21 protein-coding genes are annotated in these 25010 nt (G+C 67.2%); 13 read left to right on the forward strand and 8 right to left on the reverse strand.

Annotated elements, in window-relative coordinates; translation table 11 throughout:
* Positions 1-17: 17 nt before the first annotated feature.
* The 7 genes from kynU to asnS all read right to left on the reverse strand — a co-directional run bounded on the left by kynU (position 18) and on the right by asnS (position 5413).
* Positions 18-1292: a kynureninase gene (gene kynU / locus ACM2ZB_RS01430; RefSeq protein WP_416057134.1), complete on the reverse strand. Its 1275-nt coding sequence runs from the start codon at positions 1290-1292 to the stop codon at positions 18-20.
* Between the two features lie 147 nt (positions 1293-1439).
* Positions 1440-1961, reverse strand: a complete 522-nt coding sequence (locus ACM2ZB_RS01435; protein WP_416057135.1) for a 3-hydroxyanthranilate 3,4-dioxygenase — start codon at positions 1959-1961, stop codon at positions 1440-1442.
* A gap of 19 nt (positions 1962-1980) precedes the next feature.
* Positions 1981-2643 carry a carbonate dehydratase gene (can, locus tag ACM2ZB_RS01440; RefSeq protein WP_416057136.1) on the reverse strand — a complete coding sequence of 221 codons (663 nt, stop codon included), beginning with the start codon at positions 2641-2643 and terminating at the stop codon, positions 1981-1983.
* A 71-nt stretch (positions 2644-2714) separates the two neighbouring features.
* The gene (locus ACM2ZB_RS01445) at positions 2715-3353 is read right to left on the reverse strand and encodes an FMN-binding negative transcriptional regulator (protein WP_416057137.1); all 639 of its coding nucleotides are present in this window, start codon (positions 3351-3353) and stop codon (positions 2715-2717) included.
* Positions 3354-3363: 10 nt separating this feature from the next.
* Complete coding sequence (locus ACM2ZB_RS01450) at positions 3364-3678, reverse strand: hypothetical protein (protein WP_313437461.1); 315 nt, start codon at positions 3676-3678, stop codon at positions 3364-3366.
* Positions 3679-3685: 7 nt separating this feature from the next.
* Positions 3686-3985 carry a hypothetical protein gene (locus ACM2ZB_RS01455; RefSeq protein ID WP_108769256.1) on the reverse strand — a complete coding sequence of 100 codons (300 nt, stop codon included), beginning with the start codon at positions 3983-3985 and terminating at the stop codon, positions 3686-3688.
* A gap of 33 nt (positions 3986-4018) precedes the next feature.
* Positions 4019-5413, reverse strand: a complete 1395-nt coding sequence (gene asnS / locus ACM2ZB_RS01460) for an asparagine--tRNA ligase (RefSeq protein WP_416057138.1) — start codon at positions 5411-5413, stop codon at positions 4019-4021.
* A 129-nt stretch (positions 5414-5542) separates the two neighbouring features.
* Here asnS and ACM2ZB_RS01465 point away from each other — a divergent pair, with 129 nt between their 5' ends.
* The 6 genes from ACM2ZB_RS01465 (at position 5543) to zipA (ending at position 11877) form a co-directional block, all read left to right on the forward strand.
* Complete coding sequence (locus tag ACM2ZB_RS01465) at positions 5543-5881, forward strand: HesB/IscA family protein (protein WP_111207035.1); 339 nt, start codon at positions 5543-5545, stop codon at positions 5879-5881.
* A 197-nt stretch (positions 5882-6078) separates the two neighbouring features.
* Entirely contained in the window at positions 6079-6516 is a 438-nt protein-coding gene (gene rpsF / locus ACM2ZB_RS01470; RefSeq protein WP_006376493.1) for a 30S ribosomal protein S6, read from the forward strand.
* 11 nt (positions 6517-6527) lie between these two features.
* Positions 6528-6758 carry a 30S ribosomal protein S18 gene (rpsR, locus tag ACM2ZB_RS01475; protein WP_002804494.1) on the forward strand — a complete coding sequence of 77 codons (231 nt, stop codon included), beginning with the start codon at positions 6528-6530 and terminating at the stop codon, positions 6756-6758.
* 105 nt (positions 6759-6863) lie between these two features.
* Positions 6864-7316, forward strand: coding sequence for a 50S ribosomal protein L9 (rplI, locus tag ACM2ZB_RS01480; protein WP_164075111.1), 453 nt, complete (start codon positions 6864-6866; stop codon positions 7314-7316).
* A 270-nt stretch (positions 7317-7586) separates the two neighbouring features.
* Positions 7587-11090, forward strand: coding sequence for a chromosome segregation protein SMC (gene smc / locus ACM2ZB_RS01485; RefSeq protein ID WP_416057139.1), 3504 nt, complete (start codon positions 7587-7589; stop codon positions 11088-11090).
* Positions 11091-11136: 46 nt separating this feature from the next.
* Complete coding sequence (gene zipA, locus ACM2ZB_RS01490) at positions 11137-11877, forward strand: cell division protein ZipA (RefSeq protein WP_416057140.1); 741 nt, start codon at positions 11137-11139, stop codon at positions 11875-11877.
* A 71-nt stretch (positions 11878-11948) separates the two neighbouring features.
* Here zipA and ACM2ZB_RS01495 read toward each other — a convergent pair whose 3' ends face one another.
* Positions 11949-13061, reverse strand: coding sequence for a pyridoxal phosphate-dependent aminotransferase (locus tag ACM2ZB_RS01495; protein ID WP_416057141.1), 1113 nt, complete (start codon positions 13059-13061; stop codon positions 11949-11951).
* 324 nt (positions 13062-13385) lie between these two features.
* Between ACM2ZB_RS01495 and ligA the strand changes: the two genes are divergently transcribed.
* The 7 genes from ligA (at position 13386) to ACM2ZB_RS01530 (ending at position 24965) form a co-directional block, all read left to right on the forward strand.
* On the forward strand, positions 13386-15857 hold the full coding sequence (gene ligA, locus ACM2ZB_RS01500; RefSeq protein ID WP_416058601.1) for an NAD-dependent DNA ligase LigA: 2472 nt from the start codon (positions 13386-13388) through the stop codon (positions 15855-15857).
* Between the two features lie 52 nt (positions 15858-15909).
* A complete protein-coding gene (locus ACM2ZB_RS01505; RefSeq protein ID WP_313437447.1) occupies positions 15910-16395 on the forward strand; it encodes a GNAT family N-acetyltransferase in 486 nt (161 codons plus the stop codon).
* The gene (epmA, locus tag ACM2ZB_RS01510) at positions 16392-17348 is read left to right on the forward strand and encodes an EF-P lysine aminoacylase EpmA (protein ID WP_416057142.1); all 957 of its coding nucleotides are present in this window, start codon (positions 16392-16394) and stop codon (positions 17346-17348) included. Before ACM2ZB_RS01505 ends, epmA begins: the two co-directional genes overlap by 4 nt.
* A gap of 133 nt (positions 17349-17481) precedes the next feature.
* On the forward strand, positions 17482-18219 hold the full coding sequence (locus ACM2ZB_RS01515) for a DUF3011 domain-containing protein (protein WP_416057143.1): 738 nt from the start codon (positions 17482-17484) through the stop codon (positions 18217-18219).
* A gap of 48 nt (positions 18220-18267) precedes the next feature.
* On the forward strand, positions 18268-19332 hold the full coding sequence (gene mtnA / locus ACM2ZB_RS01520) for an S-methyl-5-thioribose-1-phosphate isomerase (RefSeq protein ID WP_416057144.1): 1065 nt from the start codon (positions 18268-18270) through the stop codon (positions 19330-19332).
* A gap of 260 nt (positions 19333-19592) precedes the next feature.
* Positions 19593-22307: a DNA gyrase subunit A gene (gene gyrA, locus ACM2ZB_RS01525; protein ID WP_416057145.1), complete on the forward strand. Its 2715-nt coding sequence runs from the start codon at positions 19593-19595 to the stop codon at positions 22305-22307.
* Positions 22308-22439: 132 nt separating this feature from the next.
* Positions 22440-24965, forward strand: a complete 2526-nt coding sequence (locus ACM2ZB_RS01530) for a membrane-bound PQQ-dependent dehydrogenase, glucose/quinate/shikimate family (RefSeq protein WP_416057146.1) — start codon at positions 22440-22442, stop codon at positions 24963-24965.
* Positions 24966-25010 lie beyond the last annotated feature (45 nt).

The raw sequence follows: 25010 nt of genomic DNA on the forward strand, positions 1-25010 counted from the left end.
GTAAGGGAGGGGGCGGCTTACAGGCCGGCCCAGGCTTCCACTTCCTCGACGAAGTGGTGCACGTCCAGGTAGCGGTTGTAGAGCGGGGTGGGCGAGATGCGGATCACGTCCGGCTCGCGCCAGTCGCCCAGCACGCCGATGCCGCGCAGGTGTTCGAACAGGGCGCGGCCACGCTCGCGGCCGTCGATCACCCGCAGCGACAACTGGCAGCCGCGGCGCTCCGGTTCGGCCGGGGTGACGATGTCCAGCACCTGCGGCAGGCGCGCACGCACCAGCGCGTCGAGCAGGCCGGTCAGCGCCTGCGACTTGTGGCGCAGCGCTTCCATGCCAGCGCGCTCGAACAGGTCCAGCGAGGCACGCAGCGGCGCCAGGCCAAGGATGGGCGGGTTGCTCAGCTGCCAGCCTTCGGCACCGATGGCCGGGGTGAACTGCGGCGCCATCTGGAAACGGGTGGCTTCATCATGGCCCCACCAGCCGGCGAAGCGGGGCAGCGTGGTATCACGATGGTGGCGTTCGTGCACGAAGGCACCGGCCACGGCGCCCGGGCCGCTGTTGAGGTACTTGTAGTGGCACCACACGGCGAAGTCCGGCGCGACATCATGCAGGTGCAGCGGCAGGTTGCCCACCGAGTGCGCCAGGTCGAAGCCGATGCGTGCACCCTGCAGGCGCGTGGCGCGGGTGATGGCATCCAGGTCGAAGGCCTGGCCGGTGCGGTACTGCACGCCGGGCCACAGCACCAGCGCCAGGCGCGGGCCGTGTTCGCCAATGGCGCGTTCGATGGCGGCCATCGAGATCGTGCCGTTGGCTTCGTCCGGCTGTACTTCCACCAGGCAGTCGGCCGGGTCGAAGCCGTGGAAGCGGATCTGCGCTTCCACCGCATGGCGATCGGTGGGGAACGCGCCGGCTTCCATCAGGATGACCGGGCGCTCGGCCGTGGGGCGGTAGAAGCTGACCATCATCAGGTGCAGGTTCACGCTCAGCGTGTTCATCGCCACCACTTCGCTGGGCAGTGCGCCGACCACGCGGGCCAGCTGTGCGCTGACCAAGCGGTGGTAGGACAGCCACTGGGTGGGGCCGGTGAAATGGCCTTCCACGGCAAGTTCGCCCCACTGCTTCATCACTTCCTGCACGGCGGCCTGCGCGCCGCGCGGCTGCAGGCCCAGCGAGTTGCCCACGAAGTAGGTCTGTTCGCCGCCGCCATGGCGCGGAATCAGGAATTCGTTACGCAGCGGGCGCAGCGGATCGGCGGCGTCCAGGGCGATGGCGTGGGTGCGGCTGAGCAGGTCGGACATGGTCGGGCAACAGGCTGCAACGGGGCTGCCAGTGTAGCGCCTGGGGCTGGCGTGCCGCTGTTGTTGTAGAGCCGAGCCCATGCTCGGCTCTGCGGCCCGGCAGCCGAGCGTGGGCTCGGCTCTACAACGGCCATGCCCGGCGGCGGTTCAGCCCGCTGCGGGCACCGGCAACGGGTCCACGTGCCCGCATTCGCTGCAGGTGCGCAGCTCCAGGCTGGCCTGGTAACGCGCGAACACCTTGGGCAGGTCGGTTTCGATGTTCTGCAGCGGGAAATACTCTTCGTGCAGCTTGTGGTTGCAGCGTTCGCAATGCCAGATCACGCCGTCCTTCTCGTGCGGCAGGCGCTTGCGCTCGACCACCAGGCCAACCCCGCCGGGCGGCCGCCGCGGCGAGTGCGGCACCTTCGCCGGCAGCAGGAAGATCTCGCCGGCGCGGATCGGGATGTCGCGTACCGCGCCATCCTCCTGCACCTTCAGCACCATATCGCCTTCCAGCTGGTAGAACCACTCCGGGCCTTCGTCGTAGTGGTAGTCGGTGCGCGAGTTCGGCCCGCCCACCACCATCACGATGAAATCACCGTTCTCGATCATCTTGTTGCCCACCGGCGGCTTCAGCAGGTGGCGGTGTTCTTCGATCCAGGCGTGCAGGTTGATCGGCGAGGCGAGCATGGTCGGGTTCCCTGTGGGGTCAGTCGCGCTTGCCCTTGCGCGGCACGTAGGACAGGGCCTTTTCGTAGGCCGGCTGCAGCTCTTCCGGCGCGCCGACGTCGATGCCCATTTCGCGCACGCGGCCATCCTTCAGGCTGTACACCCAGCCGTGCACCATCAGCTTCTGGCCGCGGGCCCAGGCATCCTGCACGATGGTCGAGCGGCACAGGTTGGCCACCTGCTCGATCACGTTCAGTTCGCACAGGCGGGCGTGCTTGAGTTCGTCGGTCTCGATGGCATCGATGATCGAGGTGTGCTTCTGCATCACATCGCTCACGTGGCGCAGCCAGTTGTCGGCCAGGCCGACGCGGGTGTTGTGCAGGCAGGCATGCACGCCGCCGCAGCCGTAGTGGCCGACGATCAGGATGTGCTTCACCTTCAGCTGGTCCACCGCGTACTGCACCACGCTCAGGCAGTTCAGGTCGGTGTGGGCCACGACGTTCGCCACGTTGCGGTGCACGAACACTTCGCCCGGCGCCATGCCGATGATCTGGTTGGCCGGTACGCGCGAATCGGAACAGCCGATCCACAGGTATTCCGGGTGCTGCTGCTTGGCCAGCTGGTGGAAGAAGTCGGGGTCTTCCTTCTCGATGCGGTCGGCCCAGTCGCGGTTGTTCTGCAGCAGCTTGTGGATGTCTTTCATGTTCGGGTCCCTGGCGTCGGGTGGGCGAGAGGCGCGGCCATCCGGCTGCGTCGTCGCGGGAAACAATGCGTTCAGCCGCTGGCGGCGGCCTGTGTGCGATGCCAGCGCATCCACTGCGCCAGCTCGGTGAAATGCGGGCTGTCGAGCGCCTCCAGTTCGGCGATCACCGCCTGCTGGTTGGCCTCGGGGTGGTTCTGGCTCAGTTTCAGCTTCAGCTGCACCTGTTCAACCTGGAAGCGGAAGCCGATGATGCCGCGCAGCTGGCGGCGGTGGTCGTCGCGCTTCGGTTCGAACTGCCAGGCCTGGCCCACGCTGACTTCGAAATGGTCGCCGATGTCGGCCACCAGCTGGGCCAGTTCGTCGGTGTCGTCGAAGCGCTGCAACTGGCCGCGCAGTTCGGCGGCGGCGTAGTTCCAGGTCGGCACGCGCGCGGCGGCTTCCTTGTCCGGGTACCAGCTGGCCGACACATAGCCGTGCGGGCCATCGACCAGCACCTTGGCCACGCCATCGCGGCGCGCCTGCGGGTCGGCGCGCGCCCAGTGGCCGCGCAGTTCAACCTGGCTGCCGTCGCGCCGGTACAGCACCGGCACCCGGGTCAGTTCGGGCAGGCCGTCGGCGCCGGTGGTCAGCACGGTAACGAACGGATCACGCGCCAGCAGGCGATCCAGCCAGAGCAGGTCGGTCGCGGCGAAGTCGCGTGGGGTGAACATGGGGTGCGCCTTACGCGCGTGCGCCCAGCGACTGCACCATGCGCCCGCGCAGGCCTTCATCGCTGCCAGCCTGCGGCGGCTGCACTTCGTGCAGGCTGAAGCCACGCACCAGTGCGTCCTCTTCGTCCAGGCCGTCGTACTCGACGAATTCGGCATCGAACAGCTGCGAACGCGCGGTGTCTTCGCTGTCATAGCTCAGCGTGTTGCCATCGCTGTCCAGTACTTCGGCGGTGCCGGCCGGGCGTACCCGCAGGCGCGCCCAGATCAGGGTGTTGCCCAGGCTGGCCAGCCACCAGCTGTCGCGTGCGTCGTTGTTGTCGTTCATGAGTGTGTTACCAGAGCGAGACCAGCCAGAGCAGGGCGGCCATGCCCAGTCCGGCCAGCAGGGTCAGCAGCGATACCCAGGCCGGCGTCGCCAGCCCGGACAGCGAACGGTCGGGCTGCTGGCGGTAATCGCGGCGCAGCAGCCAGGCCAGGGCGTCGGGCTTGAGGAAGGCGCCATTGCCGAAGCGCGCGGCGAGCGCCGGGTGGCGGTCGCGCACGTGTACCAGGGTCAATGGCCAGAAGATCACGAAGGCACTGAACCCGGCCACTGCCACGCCGACGAAACAGAGGGCGAAGAACAGGGTCATGGGGGCGGTACCTCCGTGGTCGTGGGGTGTGGCTTAGAAGTCCGCGCTGCCCGGGGCACGCGGGTAGGGGATCGCATCGCGGATGTTGGACAGGCCGCAGACGTAGACCACCAGGCGCTCGAAGCCGAGGCCGAAGCCAGCGTGCGGCACCGAACCGTAGCGGCGGAAATCGCGGTACCAGCTGTAGTGTTCGCGGTCCAGGCCGAACTGGGCCATGCGCGCGTCCAGCACGTCCAGGCGCTCTTCACGCTGGCTGCCGCCGATGATCTCGCCGATGCCCGGGGCCAGCACGTCCATCGCGGCAACGGTCTTGCCGTCGTCGTTCAGGCGCATGTAGAAGGCCTTGATGTGCTCGGGATAGTTGGTCACCACCACCGGGCGGCCGACGTGTTCCTCGGTCAGCCAGCGCTCGTGCTCGGTCTGCAGGTCCAAGCCCCATTCGACCGGGAAGTCGAACTTCCTGCCCGACTTCTGCAGCAGGCTGACCGCATCGGTGTAGTCGATGCGCTCGAACGGTGCGTTGATGAAGTCTTCCAGCTTGGTGATCGCGTTCTTGTCCACGCGCTCGGCGATGAAGGCCAGGTCGTCACCGCGCTCGTTCAGCACCGCACGGAACAGGTACTTCAGGAACTCTTCGGCCAAGCGCGCGTCTTCGGCCAGGTCGGCGAAGGCGATTTCCGGCTCGATCATCCAGAACTCCGCCAGGTGGCGGGTGGTGTGGCTGTTTTCGGCGCGGAAGGTCGGGCCGAAGGTGTAGACCTTGCTCAGCGCCAGGCAGTAGGCCTCCACGTTCAGCTGGCCGGACACGGTCAGGAAGGTTTCCTTGCCGAAGAAGTCGCGGCTGAAGTCGATCGCGCCCTTCTCGTCGCGCGGCAGGTTCACCATGTCCAGGGTGGACACGCGGAACATCTGGCCGGCGCCTTCGGCGTCGGAGGTGGTGATGATCGGGGTGCTGATCCAGTTGAAGCCGTTCTCGTGGAAGAAACGGTGCACGGCCTGGGCCAGGCAGTTGCGGATGCGGGTGACCGCGCCGAACAGGTTGGTGCGCGGGCGCAGGTGCGCCACTTCACGCAGGAACTCCGGCGACATCGGCTTGGGCTGGATCGGGTAGGTCAGCGGGTCTTCGACCCAGCCGACCACTTCCAGCGCGCTGGCCTGGATCTCGAACGACTGGCCCTTGCCCTGCGACTTCACCAGAGTGCCGGTGGCGATGACCGAGCAGCCGCTGGTCAGGCGCTTGATCTCTTCGAAATTGGCCAGGGTATCGTTGGCCACCACCTGGATCGGCGCGAAGCAGGAGCCGTCGCTCACATTCACGAAAGCCAGATTCGCTGAACCGCGCACCGTGCGCACCCATCCGCGTACCGTGACTTCGCCGCCTTCCGGGATCTTCCCGGCAAGCGCATGTTCAACGCTGACCACCGTCATGACTTGAATCCTCTGCTGATCGACTCGATCTGTGAACACGGGAGTTTACCGGTTGCAGCGTTCTGCTTGCGAGGCATTTTTCGCGGCCTTGGCTCCTTATAATGTCCCCGTACCCTTGGAGTGAGCCTCATGGCCGTCAGCCTGACCCCCATCGCCTTCGAGCGCGTGCAGCGCTTTGTCGCCCAGACCCCCGGCGCCCTGGGCCTGCGCTTCGGCGTGACCAAGACCGGTTGCTCCGGCTGGGGCCACGTGACCGACCTGGCCCGTGACGAGCGCGAGGGCGATACCGTGTTCGAACAGGAGGGCGTGAAGATCTACGTCGATGCCAAGAGCCTGGCCCTGGTGGACGGCACCGTCATCGACTTCGGCAAGCACGGCCTGAGCGAGACCTTCACGTTCAGCAACCCGAACGCCACCGCCGAGTGCGGCTGCGGCGAAAGCTTCACCACCGACGCCGACAAGGCCTGAGCCTGGTCCTGAGGCCGCCGCGCATGGCCCGGCGCTGCCGGGTTCAGCTTCGCCCGGCCCCGGCCGGTTGCCCGGCACCCCCATCTGCGCCATAATGCGCGGCTTCCTGCCTTCCTGGCGGGAACCCTTGCCCCACCGCGGTATTTACGGCGGGGGGCTGTCCGGCCGCAAGGCCACATCCGAAAGGTAGAAAAAACATGAGTCGTCATTACGAAATCGTGTTCATGGTCCACCCGGACCAGAGCGAGCAGGTCCCGGCCATGATCGAGCGCTACAAGTCGCTGGTCGAGAACGGCAACGGCACCATCCACCGTCTGGAAGACTGGGGCCGCCGCCAGCTGGCTTACCCGATCCAGAACCTGGTGAAGGCGCACTACGTGCTGCTGAACATCGAAGCCGACCAGGCCGTGCTGAACGAGCTGACCGAAAGCTTCCGCTTCAACGACGCCGTGCTGCGCAACCTGGTCATCAAGCGTGACGAGGCTGACACCGAGCAGTCGCTGATCATGAAGAGCAAGGACGAGAAGGGCGACAAGCCCGAGCGTGGTGAGCGTCGTCGTCGTGATGACGAAGAAGGCGAAACCACCCCCGCCGCTGACAACGATGCCGGCGACGACGCCGCTTCGGCCGCCTAAGGAGCACTGACATGTCCAAGTTCTTCCGTCGCCGCAAGTTCTGCAAGTTCACCGCCGAAGGTGTCAAGGAGATCGATTACAAGGATCTCAACACCCTGCGCCAGTACCTGACCGAGAACGGCAAGATCGTGCCGAGCCGCGTCACCGGTACCAAGTCGAAGTACCAGCGTCAGCTGGCGACCGCCGTCAAGCGCGCTCGCTTCCTGGCCCTGATCCCGTACACCGACAACCACGACGTCTGATGCCCGGCGGGGCGGCCCGGTGCCGCCCCCGCTGTGCCAGCTATTCGGACAGCCTTTGTTGCGGGGCATCGCCTCGCTAACGAATAACTTATCTGGAGCAATACCATGCAGCTGATCCTTCTGCAGAAAGTCACCAACCTCGGCAACCTGGGCGACCTGGTCGACGTGAAGCCGGGCTACGGCCGTAACTTCCTCGTGCCGCAGGGCAAGGCCGTTCCGGCCACCGAGAGCAACAAGGCCGAGTTCGAAGCCAAGCGCGCCGAATACGAAGCCAAGGCCCAGGCCATCCACGCCGACGCTGACGCCCGCAAGGCCAAGCTGGAAGGCGCGAGCGTGACCATCGCCGCCAACGCTTCGACCGAAGGCAAGCTGTACGGCTCGGTCGGCGCCCGCGAAATCGCTGAAGCCTTCACCGCTGCCGGCTTCGAGCTGAACAAGAGCGAAGTCATCCTGGGCGAAGGCGCCTTCCGCAACATCGGTGAGTACGACGTCCTGGTGCACCTGCACGCCGACGTCGAAACCACCGTCAAGGTTGTGGTTGAAGCCGAAAAGGCCTGATCCCAAGCCGCAAGGCCTGGTGTCACCAGAACGGGCGCCCGCAAGGGTGCCCGTTTTGTTTTGTGGCAGGCCCTGATCCGCGGCGCCGCGCCACGCCTGGCCGCTGCTGCGGCCGGGGAATGTTCCACGCCCCTGGTGGAACTTGTCTCGTAGAAACGGGCCACATCGGTATACTCAGGGCGTCACACCCGTTCCACGGCCGGCGATCCCAGCAGGATCAATGACTTGGAGGGTAAGCAGGCCGCTCGCCGGCCCCAGTCCGGAACCTCTATGCGTCTTTCCACGATCAAGCTGTCCGGCTTCAAGTCCTTCGTCGATCCGACCACCCTGCACCTGCCGACCAACATGACCGGCGTGGTGGGGCCCAATGGCTGCGGCAAGTCGAACATCATCGACGCCGTGCGCTGGGTCATGGGTGAGAGCTCGGCCAGCCGCCTGCGCGGCGACTCGCTGACCGACGTGATCTTCTCCGGCTCCAATGCCCGCAAGCCGGTTTCGCAGGCGACCGTCGAGCTGATCTTCGACAATTCCGACCACACGATTTCCGGCGAGTACGCCTCGTTCAACGAGATCTCGGTCAAGCGCACCGTCAGCCGTGACGGCAGCAGCAACTATTACCTCAACGGCACCAAGTGCCGCCGTCGTGACATCACCGACCTGTTCCTCGGCACCGGCCTGGGGCCGCGCAGCTATTCGATCATCGAACAGGGCATGATCAGCCAGATCATCGAGGCGCGCCCGGAAGACCTGCGCGTGTATCTGGAAGAGGCTGCCGGCATTTCCAAGTACAAGGAACGCCGCAAGGAAACCGAAACGCGCATCCGCCATACCCGCGAAAACCTGGACCGGCTGGGCGACCTGCGCGACGAGATCAGCAAGCAGCTCGAACACCTCAAGCGCCAGGCCAAGCAGGCCGAGCAGTACCAGGCCCTGCAGGAAGAGCGCCGGGTGAAGGATGCCGAGTGGAAGGCGCTGGAGTTCCGGGGCCTGGACGGCCGCCTGTCCAAGCTGCGCGAAGGGCTGTCGCAGGAAGAGACCAAGCTGCAGCAGCTGATCGCCGACCAGCGTGATGCCGAAGCCCGCATTGAAACCTCGCGCGTGCGCCGCGAGGAAGCTGCCGACGCGCTCAACACCGCGCAGGCCGCGGTCTACCAGGTGGGCAGCACGCTGGCCCGCCTGGAGCAGCAGATCCAGCACCAGCGCGAACTCTCGCAGCGCCTGCACAAGGCGCGCGATGAAACCCGCCAGGCGCTTGCCGAACTGGGCCGGCACATCAGCGGCGACGAAGCCAAGCTGATCGTGCTGCGCGAAGCGGTGGATGCCGCGACCCCGCAGCTGGAAGAACTGCAGGAAGAAAACGAGATCAAGCAGGAAAGCCTGCGCGAAGCAGAAGATCGCCTGGCCCATTGGCAGCAGCGCTGGGAGCAGCACACCTCGCAGAGCTCGGAAGCCTCGCGTGCCGGCGATGTCGAACGCACCCGCGTGGACTACCTGGACAAGCAGATCCTCGATGCCGACCGCCGCCGCGAAGCACTGGCTGCCGAGCGCGCCGGGCTGGACGTGGATGCGCTGGAAGAAGCCTTCGAGCAGCTTCACCTGCAGCACGAAACCCAGAAGACCGCGCTGGACGAACTGTCCGAACAGGTCGAGCTGCGCAAGCAGGGCGTGACCGGTGTGCAGGAACAGCAGCGTAACGGCCAGAACGAACTGGCCGAACTGCGCAAGCAGGTCAACGGTCTGCGTGGCCGCCTGGCATCGCTGGAAACCCTGCAGCAGGCCGCACTGGGCCAGGAGCAGGGCGCTGCCGTGGCCTGGCTGAAGGCGCGCGGCCTGGACTCGGCCGCCCGTGTGGGCGAGCGCCTGGACGTGGACGCGGGCTGGGAAAACGCCGTGGAAAGCGCACTCGGCCAGCTGATCGAAGGCGTGCTGGTGGATGATCCGGCCCGCCTGGTGGATGCGCTGGGCGAACTGGGCGAAGGCCGCATCGCGCTGGTGGCGGACGACGGCGCCGAGCTGAAGGTCGCGCCGACCTCGCTGGCGGCGCGCGTGCGCGGCCCGGCCGCGATCCGCCGGCTGCTGGCGCACCTGCACGGTGCGAAGGATCTGGCCGAGGCCAAGGCGCTGCAGGCCAGCTTGCCCGAAGGCGATTCCATCATCACCCAAGGTGGCGAACGCCTGGGCCAGGGCTGGCTGCGCGTGTCGCGCTCCGGTGCGGCCCAGCAGGGTGCGCTGCTGCGCGAACGCGAGATCAACGAACTGCGCGAGCAGATCGAAGCGCTGCAGGACCGCGAAGCCGAGCTGGAAGAGCAGCTTTCCGGCTTCCGTGAGCAGCTGCTGGCGGCCGAGCAGCAGCGCGAGGACGCGCAGCGTGCGCTGTACCAGGCCCATCGTGCGGTGTCCGAACTGGCGGGCCAGTTGCAGGGGCAGCAGGGCAAGGTGGAGGCCGCGCGCACGCGCATCGACCGCATCGAAGGCGAACTGAAGCAGCTGCTGGAAACGCTGGACGCCAACAACGAACAGGCGCGCGAAGCGCGTTCGCGGTTGGAAAACGCCGTCAGCAGCATGGGCGACCTGGAGTCGAACCGGCAGGGTCTGGAAGGCGAGCGCCGCCAGCTGACCGATGCCCGCGACATGGCCCGCGAAGCCGCGCGTACGGTGCGTGAGCGATCGCACTCGCTGGCACTGACCCTGGAATCGCAGCGGGCCCAGTTGGCCTCGCTCAGCCAGGCGCTGGAGCGCATGGGCACCCAGCGCGGCCAGCTCGACTCGCGCCTGGGCGAACTGCATTCGCAGCTGGATGAGGGCGATTCGCCGGTCGAATCGCTGCAGGCCGAACACCAGAACGCACTGGAAGAGCGCGTGCGCGCCGATCGCGTGCTGACCGAGGCCCGCACCCTGCTGGATGGCATCGACGCCGAGCTGCGCAACTACGAACAGACCCGCCACCAGCGCGACGAACAGGCATTGGCCCAGCGTGAGCGCATCTCGCAGCGCAAGCTGGACCAGCAGGCGCTGGTGCTCAGCGCGGAGACCCTGCAGGGTGCGGTGGAGAAAGCCGGTTTCGTGCTGCAGGACGTGCTCAATGCGCTACCCGAAGATGCCCGACTGGGCGACTGGGAGCAGGCCGTCCACCAGATCGATGGCCGCATGCGCCGGCTGGAGCCGGTCAACCTGGCGGCCATCCACGAGTACGGCGAGGCGTCGCAGCGCTCGGACTACCTGGATTCGCAGCACACCGACCTGACCACCGCGCTGGAAACCCTGGAAGATGCCATCCGCAAGATCGACCGCGAGACCCGCGGCCGCTTCAAGGACACCTTCGACCGCGTCAATGCCGGCGTGCAGGCGCTGTACCCGCGCCTGTTCGGCGGTGGCCACGCCTATCTGGAACTGACCGGCGAAGACCTGCTCGACACCGGCGTGACCATCATGGCGCGCCCGCCGGGCAAGCGCGTGTCCAGCATTTCGCTGCTGTCCGGCGGCGAGAAGGCGATGACCGCAGTGGCCCTGGTGTTCGCCATCTTCCAGCTCAACCCCGCGCCGTTCTGCCTGCTGGACGAGGTGGACGCGCCGCTGGACGAGGCCAACGTTGGTCGCCTGGCCAACATGGTCAAGGAAATGAGCGAGAAGGTGCAGTTCCTGTTTGTCAGCCATAACAAGGCGACGATGGAGGCCGCGCACCAGCTGTCGGGCGTGACCATGCGCGAGCCGGGCGTCAGCCGCCTGGTCAGCGTGGACCTGGAAGAAGCCGCGCGATTGGCGGGCGCGGCCTGACGTGCCATTCTAGTTACCTGAATGAACTAGCCGGAGAACCTATCGAATGTCCGACACGGCACTGTTGCGCATCGGCATCCTGGCCGCCGGCCTGCTGCTGGTCGCTGCGATCTTCCTGTTTGGCCGTCCGAAGAAGAAGCCCCAGGGGCGCCGCGTGGAAAGCGCCGAACCGACCAGCGGCGAGCGCCGCGAGCCGGTGCTGGGCGAAGACGGGGCGGCCCTGGCCGAGACCCGCAGCGAACCGGGGCTGGGCGATGAAGGCCAGCAGGCCGAACTGGGCCTGGCCGACACCGACCCGGGCGCCGCCAGCGATCTGGGCAAGCGCGCCACCCAGGACTTCGACAAGATCGTGTCGCTGTTCGTGGCCGCCCGTGCCGGCGAACAGCTGCGCGGCGAAGACATCGTGGTGGCAGCCGAAAAGACCGGCCTGGTGTTTGGCCACATGAACGTGTTCCACCGCCTGGTGGAAGGCCACCCGGAACGCGGCCCGATCTTCTCGATGGCCAGCATCATGAAGCCGGGCAGCTTCGACATGGCCAACATCCGCGCCATGGAAACCCCGGCCATTGCCTTCTTCCTGACCCTGCCGGCGCCGCTGACCGCGCTGGACGCCTGGGAAAAGATGCTGCCCACCGTGCAGCGCATGGCCGAACTGCTGGACGGCGTGGTGCTGGATGACAGCCGCAACGCCCTGGGTCGCCAGCGCATCGCCCATATCCGCGATGAGCTGCGCGCCTACGACCGCCAGCACCAGGCCCCGCCGCTGACCAAGACCCCGCGCTGGTAAAACCGTTTTTTCCGGTGTGCCGACCAACGGTCGGCACCCACCCGGGTAGATCCACGCCATGCGTGGATGGGTTACGCCGGTACGCCGGCGACCTTCGCGAACGCCTGGCGGAACGCCGCCATTTCTTCTTCGGTACCGACGGTCACCCGCACGCGTTGCGGCCAGATCGGCCAGCTGCGGCCGATCACCACACCGTTGTCCGCCATGGCCTTGGCGAAGGCGGTGCCGTCACGTTGCACGTCCACCACGAAGCAGTTGGCTTCCGACGGTACGCAGCTGAAACCGCGCTTGCCCAGCCACGCGATCGTGGCCTGGCGCACCCTGGCGTTCTGCAGACGACGCTGCGGAATCAACTCTGGGTCACGCAGGCTGGCCAGTGCCGCGGCCAGGGCGGGTACCGGCAGGGGGTTGTCGCCCAGGCGGGCCAGTTCACGCAGGCGGTCCGGGTGGGCTGCGGCCAAGCCCAGGCGCAGGCCGGCCATGCCGTACAGCTTGGAGAACGTGCGCAGCACGATCAGATCATCGCGCTGGGCTACCTGTGCGATCAGGCTGGGCTGGTCGCTGTACTGCAGATAGGCCTCGTCGACCAGCACGCGTGTGGCGGATGGCTTGTTGGCCAGCAGCCAGGCCAGCTCTTCCGGTGGGCTGATGGACCCGGTGGGATTGTTGGGATTGCACACGTAGATCAGCCCCGTCGGTTGCGAATGCGCGGCCGCCGCCATCGCGCGCAGATCGTGCGCGCCGTCCGCACGCAGCGACACCTTCTGCACGTGTGCACCGCAGGCCTTGGCCATATCGCCCAGGGTTTCGAAGGTCGGGTCGGCCACCACCAGCGCTGCCTGCGGGCCGGTCCACAGCGTCGCGGCGCGGTTCAGCGGCTCGCTGGAGCCCGGGTACAGGCGGATGTGGTCCGCCGCAACGGCGGCCTGCGCGGCAACGGCGTCGCGCACCTGCCCGGCCAGCGCGAACTGGTAACGGCCACTGCCAGCGATGCTGTCCCGGGCAGCCTGCTGGGCTACGGGGGAGGGGCCATACGGGCATTCGTTGAAGTTGAGCAGCACCGCGCCGGGCGCGATGGTCGCGGCGGGCTGGGCGTGGCCGGGGAGGGGCACGCCCGTGCTGGCCACGGCCAGGCCGGCACCGGCCAGTTGCAGGAAGTGGCGACGGGAGGTGGGCAGGGTCACGGGCGGGATTCCGAAGGGCAACCGCCGCACGCTAGCGCTGGCGGGGGCGGGCGGCAAGCGGGGATTCTGTAGAGTCGAGCCATGCTCGACTGCTCTACCGGCCCAGTCGAGCATGGCTCGACTCTACAAAGGCGGCAGTCGAGCATGGCTCGACTCTACAAGGGCGGCAGTCGAGCATGGCTCGACTCTACAAGGGCGGCAGTCGAGCATGGCTCGACTCTACAAGGGCGGCAGTCGAGCATGGCTCGACTCTACAAGGGCGTGGGCATTACCGGGCCTGACGCCGGGGCGCGGTAGAATTCACGGCCATCCCAGAACCCGCGGATCCCGATGAGCCCCAGCCCCGCCGAACGCGCCGAAGACCTCCGCCGGCAGATCGCCCAGGCCAACCGCGCCTACCACGAGCTGGATGCGCCGGAGATCCCCGACGTCGACTACGACCGGATGGTGCGCGAACTGGAAGCGCTGGAACGCGAGCATCCCGAACTGGCCCGCGCCGACAGCCCGACCCAGCAGGTGGGCGCGCGTCCCTCCGGCCGTTTCGCCGAAGTGCGCCACGCGATGCCGATGCTGTCGTTGTCCAATGCCTTCAGCGATGAGGAAGTGGCCGATTTCGTGCGCCGCATCGACGAGCGCCTGGGCCGCCGCAGCCTGCAGTTCTCGGCCGAACCGAAGATGGATGGCCTGGCCATCAGCCTGCGCTATGAAGACGGGCAGTTCGTGCTGGGCGCCACCCGGGGCGATGGCAGCACCGGCGAGGATGTGACCGCCAACCTGCGCGAGATCGGCGATATTCCCAAGCGCCTGCACGGCCAGGATTGGCCGGATGTGCTGGAAGTGCGTGGTGAGGTCTACATGGCCCGCGCCGATTTCGAGGCCTACAACGAGCGCGCGCGCCTGCATGGCGGCAAGGTGCTGGCCAACCCGCGTAACGCCGCGGCCGGTTCGCTGCGCCAGCTGGATGCAAAAATCAGTGCACAGCGCAGGCTCAGCTTCTTCGCCTACGGCACTGGCGAAGTGCAGGGCGGTGAACTGCCCGACACTCATTCGGGCACGCTGGCCCAGCTCGGCCAGTGGGGCTTCCCGGTCAGCACGCTGTGCAAGGTCGTGGAAGGCACCGACGGGCTGCTGGGCTATTACCGTGACATCGGCGAACGCCGCGATGGTCTGCCGTTCGATATCGACGGCGTGGTCTACAAGCTGGACGACCGCGCCGGGCAGCAGGCCATGGGCTTCGTCTCGCGCGCACCGCGCTGGGCCATCGCGCACAAGTTCCCCGCGCAGGAACAGAGCACCACGGTGGAGGCCATCGAGATCCAGATCGGCCGTACCGGCGCCGCTACCCCGGTGGCGCGCCTGGCCCCGGTGGCCGTGGCCGGGGTGATCGTGTCCAACGCGACCCTGCACAACGCCGACCAGATCGAGCGCCTGGATGTGCGCGTGGGCGACAGCGTGATCGTGCGCCGTGCCGGCGATGTCATTCCGGAAGTGGTGAGTGTCATCCTCGATCGCCGCCCGCAGGGCACCACGCCCTGGCAGATGCCCACCCGCTGCCCGGTGTGCGGTTCGGAAATCGTGCGCGAAGAAGGTGCGGCCGCCTGGCGGTGTTCGGGCGAGCTGTCCTGCCCCGCGCAGCGCAAGGAGGCCATTGCCCACTTCGCTTCGCGCCGTGCCATGGATATCGACGGGCTGGGGGACAAGTACATCGAAACCCTGGTCGACGCCGGCATCGTCACCCGCGTGGCGGATCTCTACCAGTTGACCCGCGACCAGCTGCTGCACCTGAAGCTGGTCCTGGACGCGGAAGATCCGTCGGCACTGGCCAACAGCCTGAAGCCGCATCTGCCGGCCGAAGGCAGTGGCGCGGTGCTCAACGCCGTACTCAAGCTGGATGGCAGCGATCCGGCGTGGCGCGCGCAGGCGCTGGTGCAGCCGGTTCCGTTCGAGTGGAACACGAAGAAGATCGCGACCAAGTGGGCCGACAACCTGATTGCCGCCATTGATGCCAGCCGTGATGCCAGCCTGGAACGGCTGCTGTTCGCGCTGGGCATCGAGCACGTGGGCGAAAGCACCGCCAAGGCCCTGGCGGCGTGGTTTGGCGATCTGGCGCTGATCCGCCGCCTGCCGTGGCCGCTGTTCAAGCGCGTGCCGGATATCGGCGGTGAGGTGGCGCGATCGCTGGGTCATTTCTTCGAACAGCAGGGTAACCAGCAGGCCATCGACGCATTGCTGCAGGTCGGCCAGGTGCGCATCCGCGATGCCCATCCGCCCAGCGCCAAGCTGCGCGAGGGTCTGGATCTGGCGCAGCTGCTGGTAGAGGCGGAGATCCCCGGCATCACCCGCCTGCGTGCGGAAAAGCTGGTGGCGGTGCTGCCCAGTGCGCAGGCGGTGCTGGATGCCGAGCACGGCCAGTTCGTCAACGCCGGCCTGCCCGATGACACCGCGCGTGGCGTGGCCGAGTGGCTGGACAGCGATGGCCACGGCGCGCTGCTGCTGGCCGCGGAAACCGAGATGCAGCACATTCTGGCCAACGCACCGGCACTGGCCGAAGTGGTGGCCGGACCGCTGGATGGGCAGACCGTGGTGCTGACCGGCACCCTGGCCCAGCTCACCCGCGATGCCGCCAAGGAGCGCCTGGAAGCGCTGGGCGCGAAGGTGTCCGGCAGCGTGTCGAAGAAGACCAGCTTCCTGGTGGCCGGTACCGAGGCCGGCTCCAAGCTGGACAAGGCGCAATCGCTGGGCGTGCCGGTATGGGATGAAGACCGCCTGCTGGCCTACCTGGCCGAACACGAGTGATGACCCCGCCGGGTGCGGCATGCGCCCGGCTTGAAGTACGAGAGGACAACCGATGCAGACCGCCCCGCTGGATTTCCGCCTGGCCACCCGCGCAGACGAGGAGCTGCTGATCTCGTTGATGCGCGAGTTCTATGCCGAAGACAAGATCGAATTCGACGATGCGCGCGTGCGCCGTGGCGTTGATGCACTGCTGGCCGACCCGCGCAATGGCGAAGTACTGCTGTGGCTGGATGAGGCAGGCGAGGTGTGCGGCTATGCGGTGATCGCGATGGGCTTCAGCCTGGAGCAGGGCGGTCATTTCATGCTGCTGGATGAACTCTATCTGGCGCACCGTGCGCGCGGCCGTGGCCGCGGCAAACAGGCCCTGGCCACCTGCGAACAACGTGCACGTGGCCGCGGTGTCAGCCGCCTGCGCCTGGAAGTGAACCACCACAACGAACTGGCCCGTCGCCTGTACCTGGCCAGCGGTTACATCGACGATACCCGTGACCTGCTGACCCTGCCGCTGGACCACCCGCGCCCGGAGGGCATCCTGTGAGCGAGGCCCTGCTGCGCACGCTGCAGCAGCGCGCCGCGCTGAACGCGCTGGTGCGCCGCTTCTTCGCCGAACGCGATGTGCTGGAAGTGGAGACGCCGATCCTGTCGGTGGCCGGCAACACCGAACCGAACATCGACAGTTTCCATACCGACTTCAGTGGCCATGTGGATGCCGGCGGCCGCCGCCGTTGGCTGCGCACGTCGCCGGAATATCCGCTCAAGCGCCTGCTGGCTGCCGGAGTGGGCGATTGCTACGAGCTGGGCCGCGTGTTCCGCAACGGCGAGGCCGGTGGCCGCCACAACCCCGAATTCACCATGCTGGAGTGGTACCGCGTAGGCTGGGATCACCATCGGCTGGTGCAGGAAACGGCCGAGCTGGTCGGCCAGGCGCTGGCGCTGGTCGGCCGCAGCGCCACGCTGCGGGTGCTGAGCTACCGCGAACTGTTCCAGCAGCACGCGGGCGTGGATCCCTTCGGCGCGGATGACGCGGCATTGCGTGCGGCGCTGGGGGATGTGCACATCGATCCGGTCGGCCTCACCCGCGATGACTGGCTGGACCTGCTGATGACCCATCGCATCCAACCGCACTTCGATGACGCGGTCATGACCGTGGTGCACGACTGGCCGGCCAGCCAGGCTGCGCTGGCGCGCATCCGTGCCGGCACGCCGCCGCTGGCTGAACGTTTCGAGCTGTACCTGGGCGCAGTGGAACTGGCCAACGGCTATCACGAACTGAACGATGCACGCGAACAGCGCGCGCGTTTCGAGCGCGATCAACAGCGCCGCCATGAACGCGGCCAGGTACAGCCGGCACTGGACGAAGCGCTGCTGTCGGCCCTGCCCGCGATGCCTGCCTGCGCAGGTGTGGCGGTAGGCATTGATCGCCTGCTGATGGCGATGGCACGCACGCCGCGCATTGCCGATGTGCTGGCTTTCGATTTCGCACATGCCTGAACACCGCGCGCGCAGCGCAAGGCTGAACGGAAACGGCCGTTTTCGCGCTTGATTCAGCCAGCACGATGATGCTCTTATCACGCCTGATGCCCGACACTGGCATCGTGGTTCATCCACTCCGATGGGGAAGGCTTTGTTCAAGTGGTTCGCGGTTGTGGCGGCACCGGTGTACTCCATGGCGATATGGGGCGGCGTGCTGCCGTCGTCGGCGTCGGCCCAGCAGGCCGGCTATGACGGCGAAGTGATCACCTGCGAATCGCGCGACATGGGCTGGGTGCACTGCGATATCGACGTCAGCAACGGCGTGGACCTGATCCGCCAGCTGTCCAGCAACAGCTGCATCCGTGGCAGCGAGTGGGGCACCGACCGCAGTGGCGTGTGGGTCACCCTGGGGTGCCGCGCCGAATTCCGCGCCCGTCCCGCCGAAGGCGCGGTGGCCGCCACCACCCCCGATGCAAAGGCCAAGCGCCTGGTGCGCCGCGTGGTGCGTTGTGAATCCAATGGCCGCCCGCAGAGCTGTCCCGTCCGCCTGGACGGTGCGCCGGTACGCCTGCTGCGCCAGCTGTCGGTGCTGCCGTGCCGCGAGGGGCAGGGCTGGGGCTACAAGCGCAACGAAGTCTGGACCAGTCGCGGCTGCCAGGGCGATTTCGAAGTGGCCGACGAGGACGGCCGTTTCGTCGACGTGGCGCGCAAGCTGACCTGCGAATCCAAGTCGAAACGGCGCCGCTTCTGCGGTGCGACCATTTCCACCGAAGCCCGGGTGATCAAGCAGCTGTCCGGTACCCCCTGCGAGGAAGGCAGTACCTGGGGCTGGAGCCGCAACGGCATCTGGGTGGATGGCGGCTGCCGCGCCGAATTCTCGGTGAATTGAGGCCCGGGCAGGCTCCAACCACGCGGGGCGTGGCTCTACAATGGGCCCATGAACACTGCCTCCGACATCGACTACGCCCGTTACGACCACATCCGCCCGATCCTGTGGACCGGCGATGCCCTGCAACTGCTGGACCAGCGCAAACTGCCGTTCGTGGTCGAGCACGTGGTCTGTCATGGCAGCGATGAAGTCGCCGCCGCCATCCACGCGCTGACCGTGCGTGGCGCGCCGGCCATCGGCATCGCCGCCGCTTGGGGCGTGGTGCTGGCCGCGCGCGACGTGCAGGCCGCCGACGGCGTCCATGCCCTGCAGCAGCTGGAACCGGCCCTGCAGCGCCTGAACGCCTCGCGCCCGACCGCCGTGAACCTGGCCTGGGCGCTGGCACGCATGCGCCGCTGCCTGAACGCCGCCGGCGCCGACTGGAAGGCGCTGCTGGAAGCCGAAGCCCAGGCCATCGCCGAGGAAGACCTGGCCGCCAACCGCCACATGGGCGCGCTGGGCGCGGGCCTGATCGACGCCGGCAGCGGCGTGCTGACCCACTGCAACACCGGCTCGCTGGCCACTGCCGGCTTCGGTACCGCCCTGGGCGTGATCCGTGCCGGCATGGCCCAGCACCGCATCGCCCGCGTGTTCGCCGGCGAGACCCGGCCGTGGCTGCAGGGCGCGCGCCTGACCGTGTGGGAACTGCAGCAGGACGGCATCGACGCCACCCTCATCGCCGATTCGGCCGCCTCGCACCTGATGAAGACCGGTGCCGTGCAGTGGGTGATCGTCGGTGCCGACCGCATCTGCGCCAACGGTGATACCGCCAACAAGATCGGCACCTACCAGCTGGCCATCGCCGCCCGCCACCACGGGGTGAAGTTCATGGTGGTCGCGCCGTCGTCCACCGTGGACATGGACACCGTGGATGGCAGCCAGATCGAGATCGAACAGCGCGACCCCGGCGAGCTGTACGGCGTGGGCGGTACCCGCACCGTGGCCGAAGGCATCGCCGCCTGGAACCCGGTGTTCGACGTGACCCCGGGCGAGCTGATCGACGCCATCGTGACCGAGCGCGGGGTCATCCTGAACCCGACAGCCGACAACATGCGCGCCGCCTTCGGCGGTTGATGCAGGTGGGGGAGGGAGGTCTGTAGAGCCGAGCCCATGCTCGGCTCAGCCGGCCATTCCACCGCAGCCGAGCGCAGGCTCGGCTCTACAGGGGCTGCTGAACCCCCTAAGTTCCTGATTTGTGCCGGTAAAATCCCCGTAATGGGAGGCGGAAAACGGCCTGTTGTGGTAGTATCCACAGGTTGAATCGAGGTTCCGGCACGACCCCCTCCCGCAGAGGGCTGCGCCGGACTGGACCGCTACCAGACAACGGAACCCGAATGGCAGAAACCGCCAAGGAAATCATCCAGGTCAACCTGGAAGACGAGATGCGCAAGAGCTACCTCGATTACGCCATGAGCGTGATCGTGGGCCGCGCGCTCCCGGATGCGCGCGACGGCCTCAAGCCGGTGCATCGCCGCGTGCTGTTCGCGATGAACGAGTTGAACGCGCACAGCAACAAGCCCTACTTCAAGTCGGCGCGTATCGTCGGTGACGTCATCGGTAAGTACCACCCGCATGGCGATCAGTCGGTGTACGACACGCTGGTGCGTCTGGCACAGCCATTCTCGCTGCGTTACATGCTGGTCGATGGCCAGGGTAACTTCGGCTCGATCGATGGCGACTCCGCCGCGGCCATGCGATACACCGAAGCGCGCATGTCGCGCCTCGCGCACGAGCTGATGGCCGACATCGACAAGGAAACCGTCGATTTCCAGCCCAACTACGACGAAAAGGAACTGGAGCCGACGGTCATGCCGACCCGGTTCCCGAACCTGCTGGTCAACGGTTCGGCCGGTATCGCGGTGGGCATGGCCACCAACATCCCGCCGCACAACCTGAGCGAGTCGATCAACGCCTGCATCGCGCTGATCGACAACCCGGAAATCGATGTCGACGGCCTGATGGAGTACATCCCGGGCCCCGATTTCCCGACCGCCGGCATCATCAACGGCACGGCCGGCATCGTCGCCGGTTACCGCACCGGCCGTGGCCGTGTGCGCATCCGTGCCAAGGCCGATATCGAAGTGGCCGACAACGGCCGCGAATCGATCATCGTCACTGAAATTCCTTACCAGGTGAACAAGGCGCGTCTGATCGAAAAGATCGCCGAGCTGGTCAAGGAAAAGAAGATCGAAGGCATCAGCGAGCTGCGCGATGAGTCCGACAAGGACGGCATGCGCATCTACATCGAGATCAAGCGCGGTGAATCTGCCGAGGTTGTGCTGAACAACCTGTATCAGCAGACGCAGATGGAATCGGTGTTCGGCATCAACATGGTGGCGCTGGTCGATGGCCGCCCGCAGTTGATGAACCTCAAGCAGATGCTGGAGGCCTTCGTCCGCCACCGTCGCGAAGTGGTCACCCGCCGCACCGTGTTCGAGCTGCGCAAGGCGCGCGCCCGTGCCCACGTGCTGGAAGGCCTGACCGTCGCGCTGGCCAACATCGACGAGATGATCGAACTGATCAAGACCTCGCCGAACCCCAACGAGGCGCGCGAACGCATGCTCGCCCGCCTGTGGGAGCCGGGTCTGGTCGGTTCGATGCTGGGCGCCGCCGGCGCCGAAGCCTCGCGCCCGGAAGACCTGCCCAAGGGCGTGGGCCTGATCGAAGGCGGCTACCAGCTGACCGAGATCCAGGCCACCCAGATCCTGGAAATGCGCCTGCACCGCCTGACCGGGCTGGAGCAGGACCGCCTGACCGACGAGTACAAGCAGCTGCTGGAAGTGATCGCCGGGCTGATCCACATCCTGGAAGATCCCGACCGCCTGCGCCAGGTCATCCGCGAGGAACTGGTCAACGTCAAGGCCGAGTTCGGCGACGAGCGTCGCACCGAAATCCGCCACAGCGAAGAAGACCTGGACATCCTCGACCTGATCGCGCCGGAGGACGTGGTGGTTACCGTGTCGCACGCCGGTTACGTGAAGCGCCAGCCGGTGAGCGTGTACCGCGCGCAGCGCCGCGGTGGCCGTGGCCGCAGCGCGGCGTCGACCAAGGAAGAGGATTTCATCGAACAGCTGTGGCTGGTCAACACGCACGATACGCTGCTGACCTTCACCAGTTCGGGCAAGGTGTTCTGGCTGCCGGTGTACCAGCTGCCCGAAGCCGGTTCCAACGCCCGCGGCCGTCCGATCATCAACTGGATTCCGCTGGAACCGGGCGAACGCGTGCAGGCCGTGCTGCCGGTGCGCGAATACGCCGATGGCCAGTTCGTGTTCTTCGCCACGAAGAACGGTACGGTCAAGAAGACCCCGCTGGGCGAATTCGCCTTCCGTCTGGCCCGCGGCAAGATCGCGATCAACCTGGACGAAGGCGATGCCCTGGTCGGCGTCGGCCTGACCGATGGCGAGCGTGACATCCTGCTGTTCGCCTCCAACGGCAAGACCGTGCGCTTCGGCGAGGACAAGGTCCGTTCGATGGGCCGTACCGCCACCGGCGTGCGCGGCATCAAGATGCCGGCCGGCGAGGAAGTGGTCAGCCTGATCGTGGCCGAAAGTGCCGGCGGCAGCGAGGACGAGAACGAGGACGACAACGGTGTCGAGGAAGCCGCAGCCAATGGCGATGCGGTGATCGACGGTGCCGACGACGCCGGCGTGCAGTACATCCTGACCGCCACCGAGAACGGCTACGGCAAGCGCACCCCGCTGCCGGACTACCCGCGCAAGGGGCGTGGCACGCAGGGCGTGATCGGCATCCAGACCACCGAGCGCAACGGCAAGCTGGTTGCCGCGGTGCTGATGGGCTCGGATGACGAAGTGCTGCTGATCTCCGACGGCGGCACCCTGGTGCGTACCCGTGGCTCGGAAATCAGCCGCGTCGGCCGCAACACCCAGGGCGTCACCCTCATCCGCCTGTCCAAGGACGAGAAGCTGCAGGCGGTGGAACGCATGGATGCTTCCATCGAAGAGGATGAGGACGAGGTGGCTACCGCCGCCCCGGCCGCGACCGACGGCGCCCCGGCTGCAGCCAGCAGCGAGGACGCCGCGCAGGAGTGATCCTGCCGCGATGACCGCAGTACCGACGACGCCGGCCGTGTGCCGGCGTCGTCGTATCCGGGGGCATGAAAGAACGCACGCGCTTCACGGTGGCGGTGGGATAAGGGCGCATGCTGCCCCCGGAGATCGACGATGTCCGCCACGCCGCAGTCTGCTCCGTCCCCGACACCCCGCCACCCCCTCGTTACCGTGCTGTCGCTGCTGCTGGTCGCGCTCGGCCTCGTCATCGGCGGCCTGGGGGCGTGGCTGCTCAGCCTGGGCGGTTCCTGGTACTACGCCATCGCCGGCCTGGGCCTGCTGGTCTGCGGGTTCCTGCTGTGGGGCAACCGCCGCAGCGCCGCGCTGCTGTACGCGCTGGTCTTCGTCGGCACCCTGCTGTGGACCTGGTGGGAATCGGGCAGCGACTACTGGCGCTGGGTGCCACGGCTGGGCCTGATCACCGCGCTGGGCATCGTGCTGGCCCTGCTGGCGCCGACACTGCGGGCACCGGTGCCCAAGCGCCTGTCGCGCAGCATTGCCGGCGTGCTGATGCTGGTGTTCGTGGCCGCCTTCGCTCTGGCCTTCACCCCGCACGGGGTGGTGGACGGCCACCAGCCGTTCCCGGAAGGAATTGCCAGCGCCGGCCTGGACCCCACCCGCGATACCACCGGCCTGCAGCCAGCCGACCAGCCTGCCGATGGTGACTGGCCCGCGTGGGGGCGCAGCAATGCCGCCACCCGCTACTCGCCGCTGCAGCAGATCACCCCGGAAAATGTCGGCACCCTGCAGCTGGCCTGGCAGTTCCGCACCGGCGACGTGCCGAAGAAGCGCTGGGGGGCCGAAACCACGCCGCTGAAGATCGGCGATCGCCTGTACCTGTGCTCGGCACGCAACCAGCTGATCGCCCTGGATGCGGCCAGCGGCAAGGAACTGTGGCGCTTCGACCCGAAGGTGCGGGACGCGTCCATTCCCTATACCGCCGCCTGCCGCGGCGTGTCCTATTACGAACAGCCCAGCGCGCCGGCCCTCTTCGATGCTGCACTGGCCGACGCCGCTGCCGATCTGGCCCTGCCGGCACCGCCGCCCACACCGGTGGGCCGCAGCGCTGCGCCCGGCGCGCGGCCAGCATGCAGTGCCCGCATCATCGAAGGCACGCTGGATGGTCGCCTGATCGCCGTCGACGCCGACAGCGGCCGGCCCTGCGCCAACTTCGGCAACAACGGCCAGGTCGACATCACCCTGGGCATGGGCGACGTGCCGCCGGGCTATGTGTCCATCAACTCGCCGCCGGCGATCGTGCGCGGGGTGATCATCACCGGCCACCAGGTGCTGGATGGCCAGCGCCGCGATGCGCCGTCGGGCGTCATCCAGGCCTACGATGCGATCACCGGCAAGCTGCGCTGGGCGTGGGACATGGATCAGCCGGATCGCAGCGGCCTGCCCCCGCGCGAGCAGACCTACACCCGTGGTACGCCCAACATGTGGACCGCCGCCACCGGCGATGAACAGCTGGGTCTGGTCTACCTGCCAATGGGTAATTCCGCAGGCGATTACTGGAGTGGATCGCGCACTGAAAACCAGAACCGCTATGCCACCTCGCTGGTCGCCCTGGACGTGGCCACCGGCAAGCCGGCCTGGCACTTCCAGGCCGTGCGCAAGGATGTCTGGGATTACGATCTGGGTTCGCAGGCCAGCCTGGTTGATTACCCCACGGCCGCTGGCAAGGTGCCAGCGATCCTGCTGCCCACCAAGCAGGGCGATCTGTACATCCTGGACCGCCGTACCGGTGAACTGCTGACCGCAGCCGAAGAGCGCAAGGTGCCCGTGGGCGGGGTGGAGCCGGAGCAGCGCTCGCCCACCCAGCTGTTCTCCCTGTACCACACCCTGCGCCGCGACCACGACCTGACCGAGCGCGACATGTGGGGCATCACTCCCATCGATCAGCTGGTCTGCCGCATCCAGTTCCGCAAGGCCTATTACGAAGGCTTCTACACGCCGCCGACCAGCGACCGCCATTCCATCGAATACCCCGGCTACAACGGCGGTTCGGATTGGGGCAGCGTGGCGGTGGACACGCGCCGCGGGGTGATCGTGGCCAACTACAACGACATGCCCAACTACAACCTTCTGGTGCCGCGTGCCGAAGCCGATCGCAAGGGCTGGCTGCCGCGCGAGCAGATCCGCGCCGACAAGGGCGGCGCTGAAGGGGCAGGGGACCCGCAGGTGGGAACGCCTTACGCCATCGACGTCAACGCTGGCTGGCGGCTGCCGTTCACCGGCCTGCTGTGCAAGCAGCCCCCCTATGGCGGCATCCGCGCCATCGACCTGCGCACCGGCAAACTGCTGTGGGACCGCCCGTTCGGCAGTGCCCGTGGCAATGGTCCGTTTGGCATCCGTTCCGGGCTGCCGATCGAAATCGGCACGCCCAACAACGGCGGTTCAGTGGTCACCGCCAGCGGCCTGATCTTCATTGCGGCGGCAACAGACGACCTGTTGCGCGCCATCGATCTGAAGACCGGCAAGGAGCTGTGGCATGCCAAGTTGCCCGCCGGTGGCCAGGCCAACCCGATGGTGTACGAACAGGGTGGGCGGCAGTATGTGGTGATCGTGGCCGCTGGCCACCATTTCATGGAAACGCCGAAGGGCGATTACGTGATGGCCTACGCGTTGCCCAGGTAGCCGCTGCTGGGGGCCGCCGGGTACCAGGGACGGCGCCGAGCTGGC

Origin of the sequence: Stenotrophomonas maltophilia (genome assembly GCF_047782825.1) — a bacterium.
In the GTDB taxonomy this organism is placed as follows: Bacteria; Pseudomonadota; Gammaproteobacteria; order Xanthomonadales; family Xanthomonadaceae; genus Stenotrophomonas.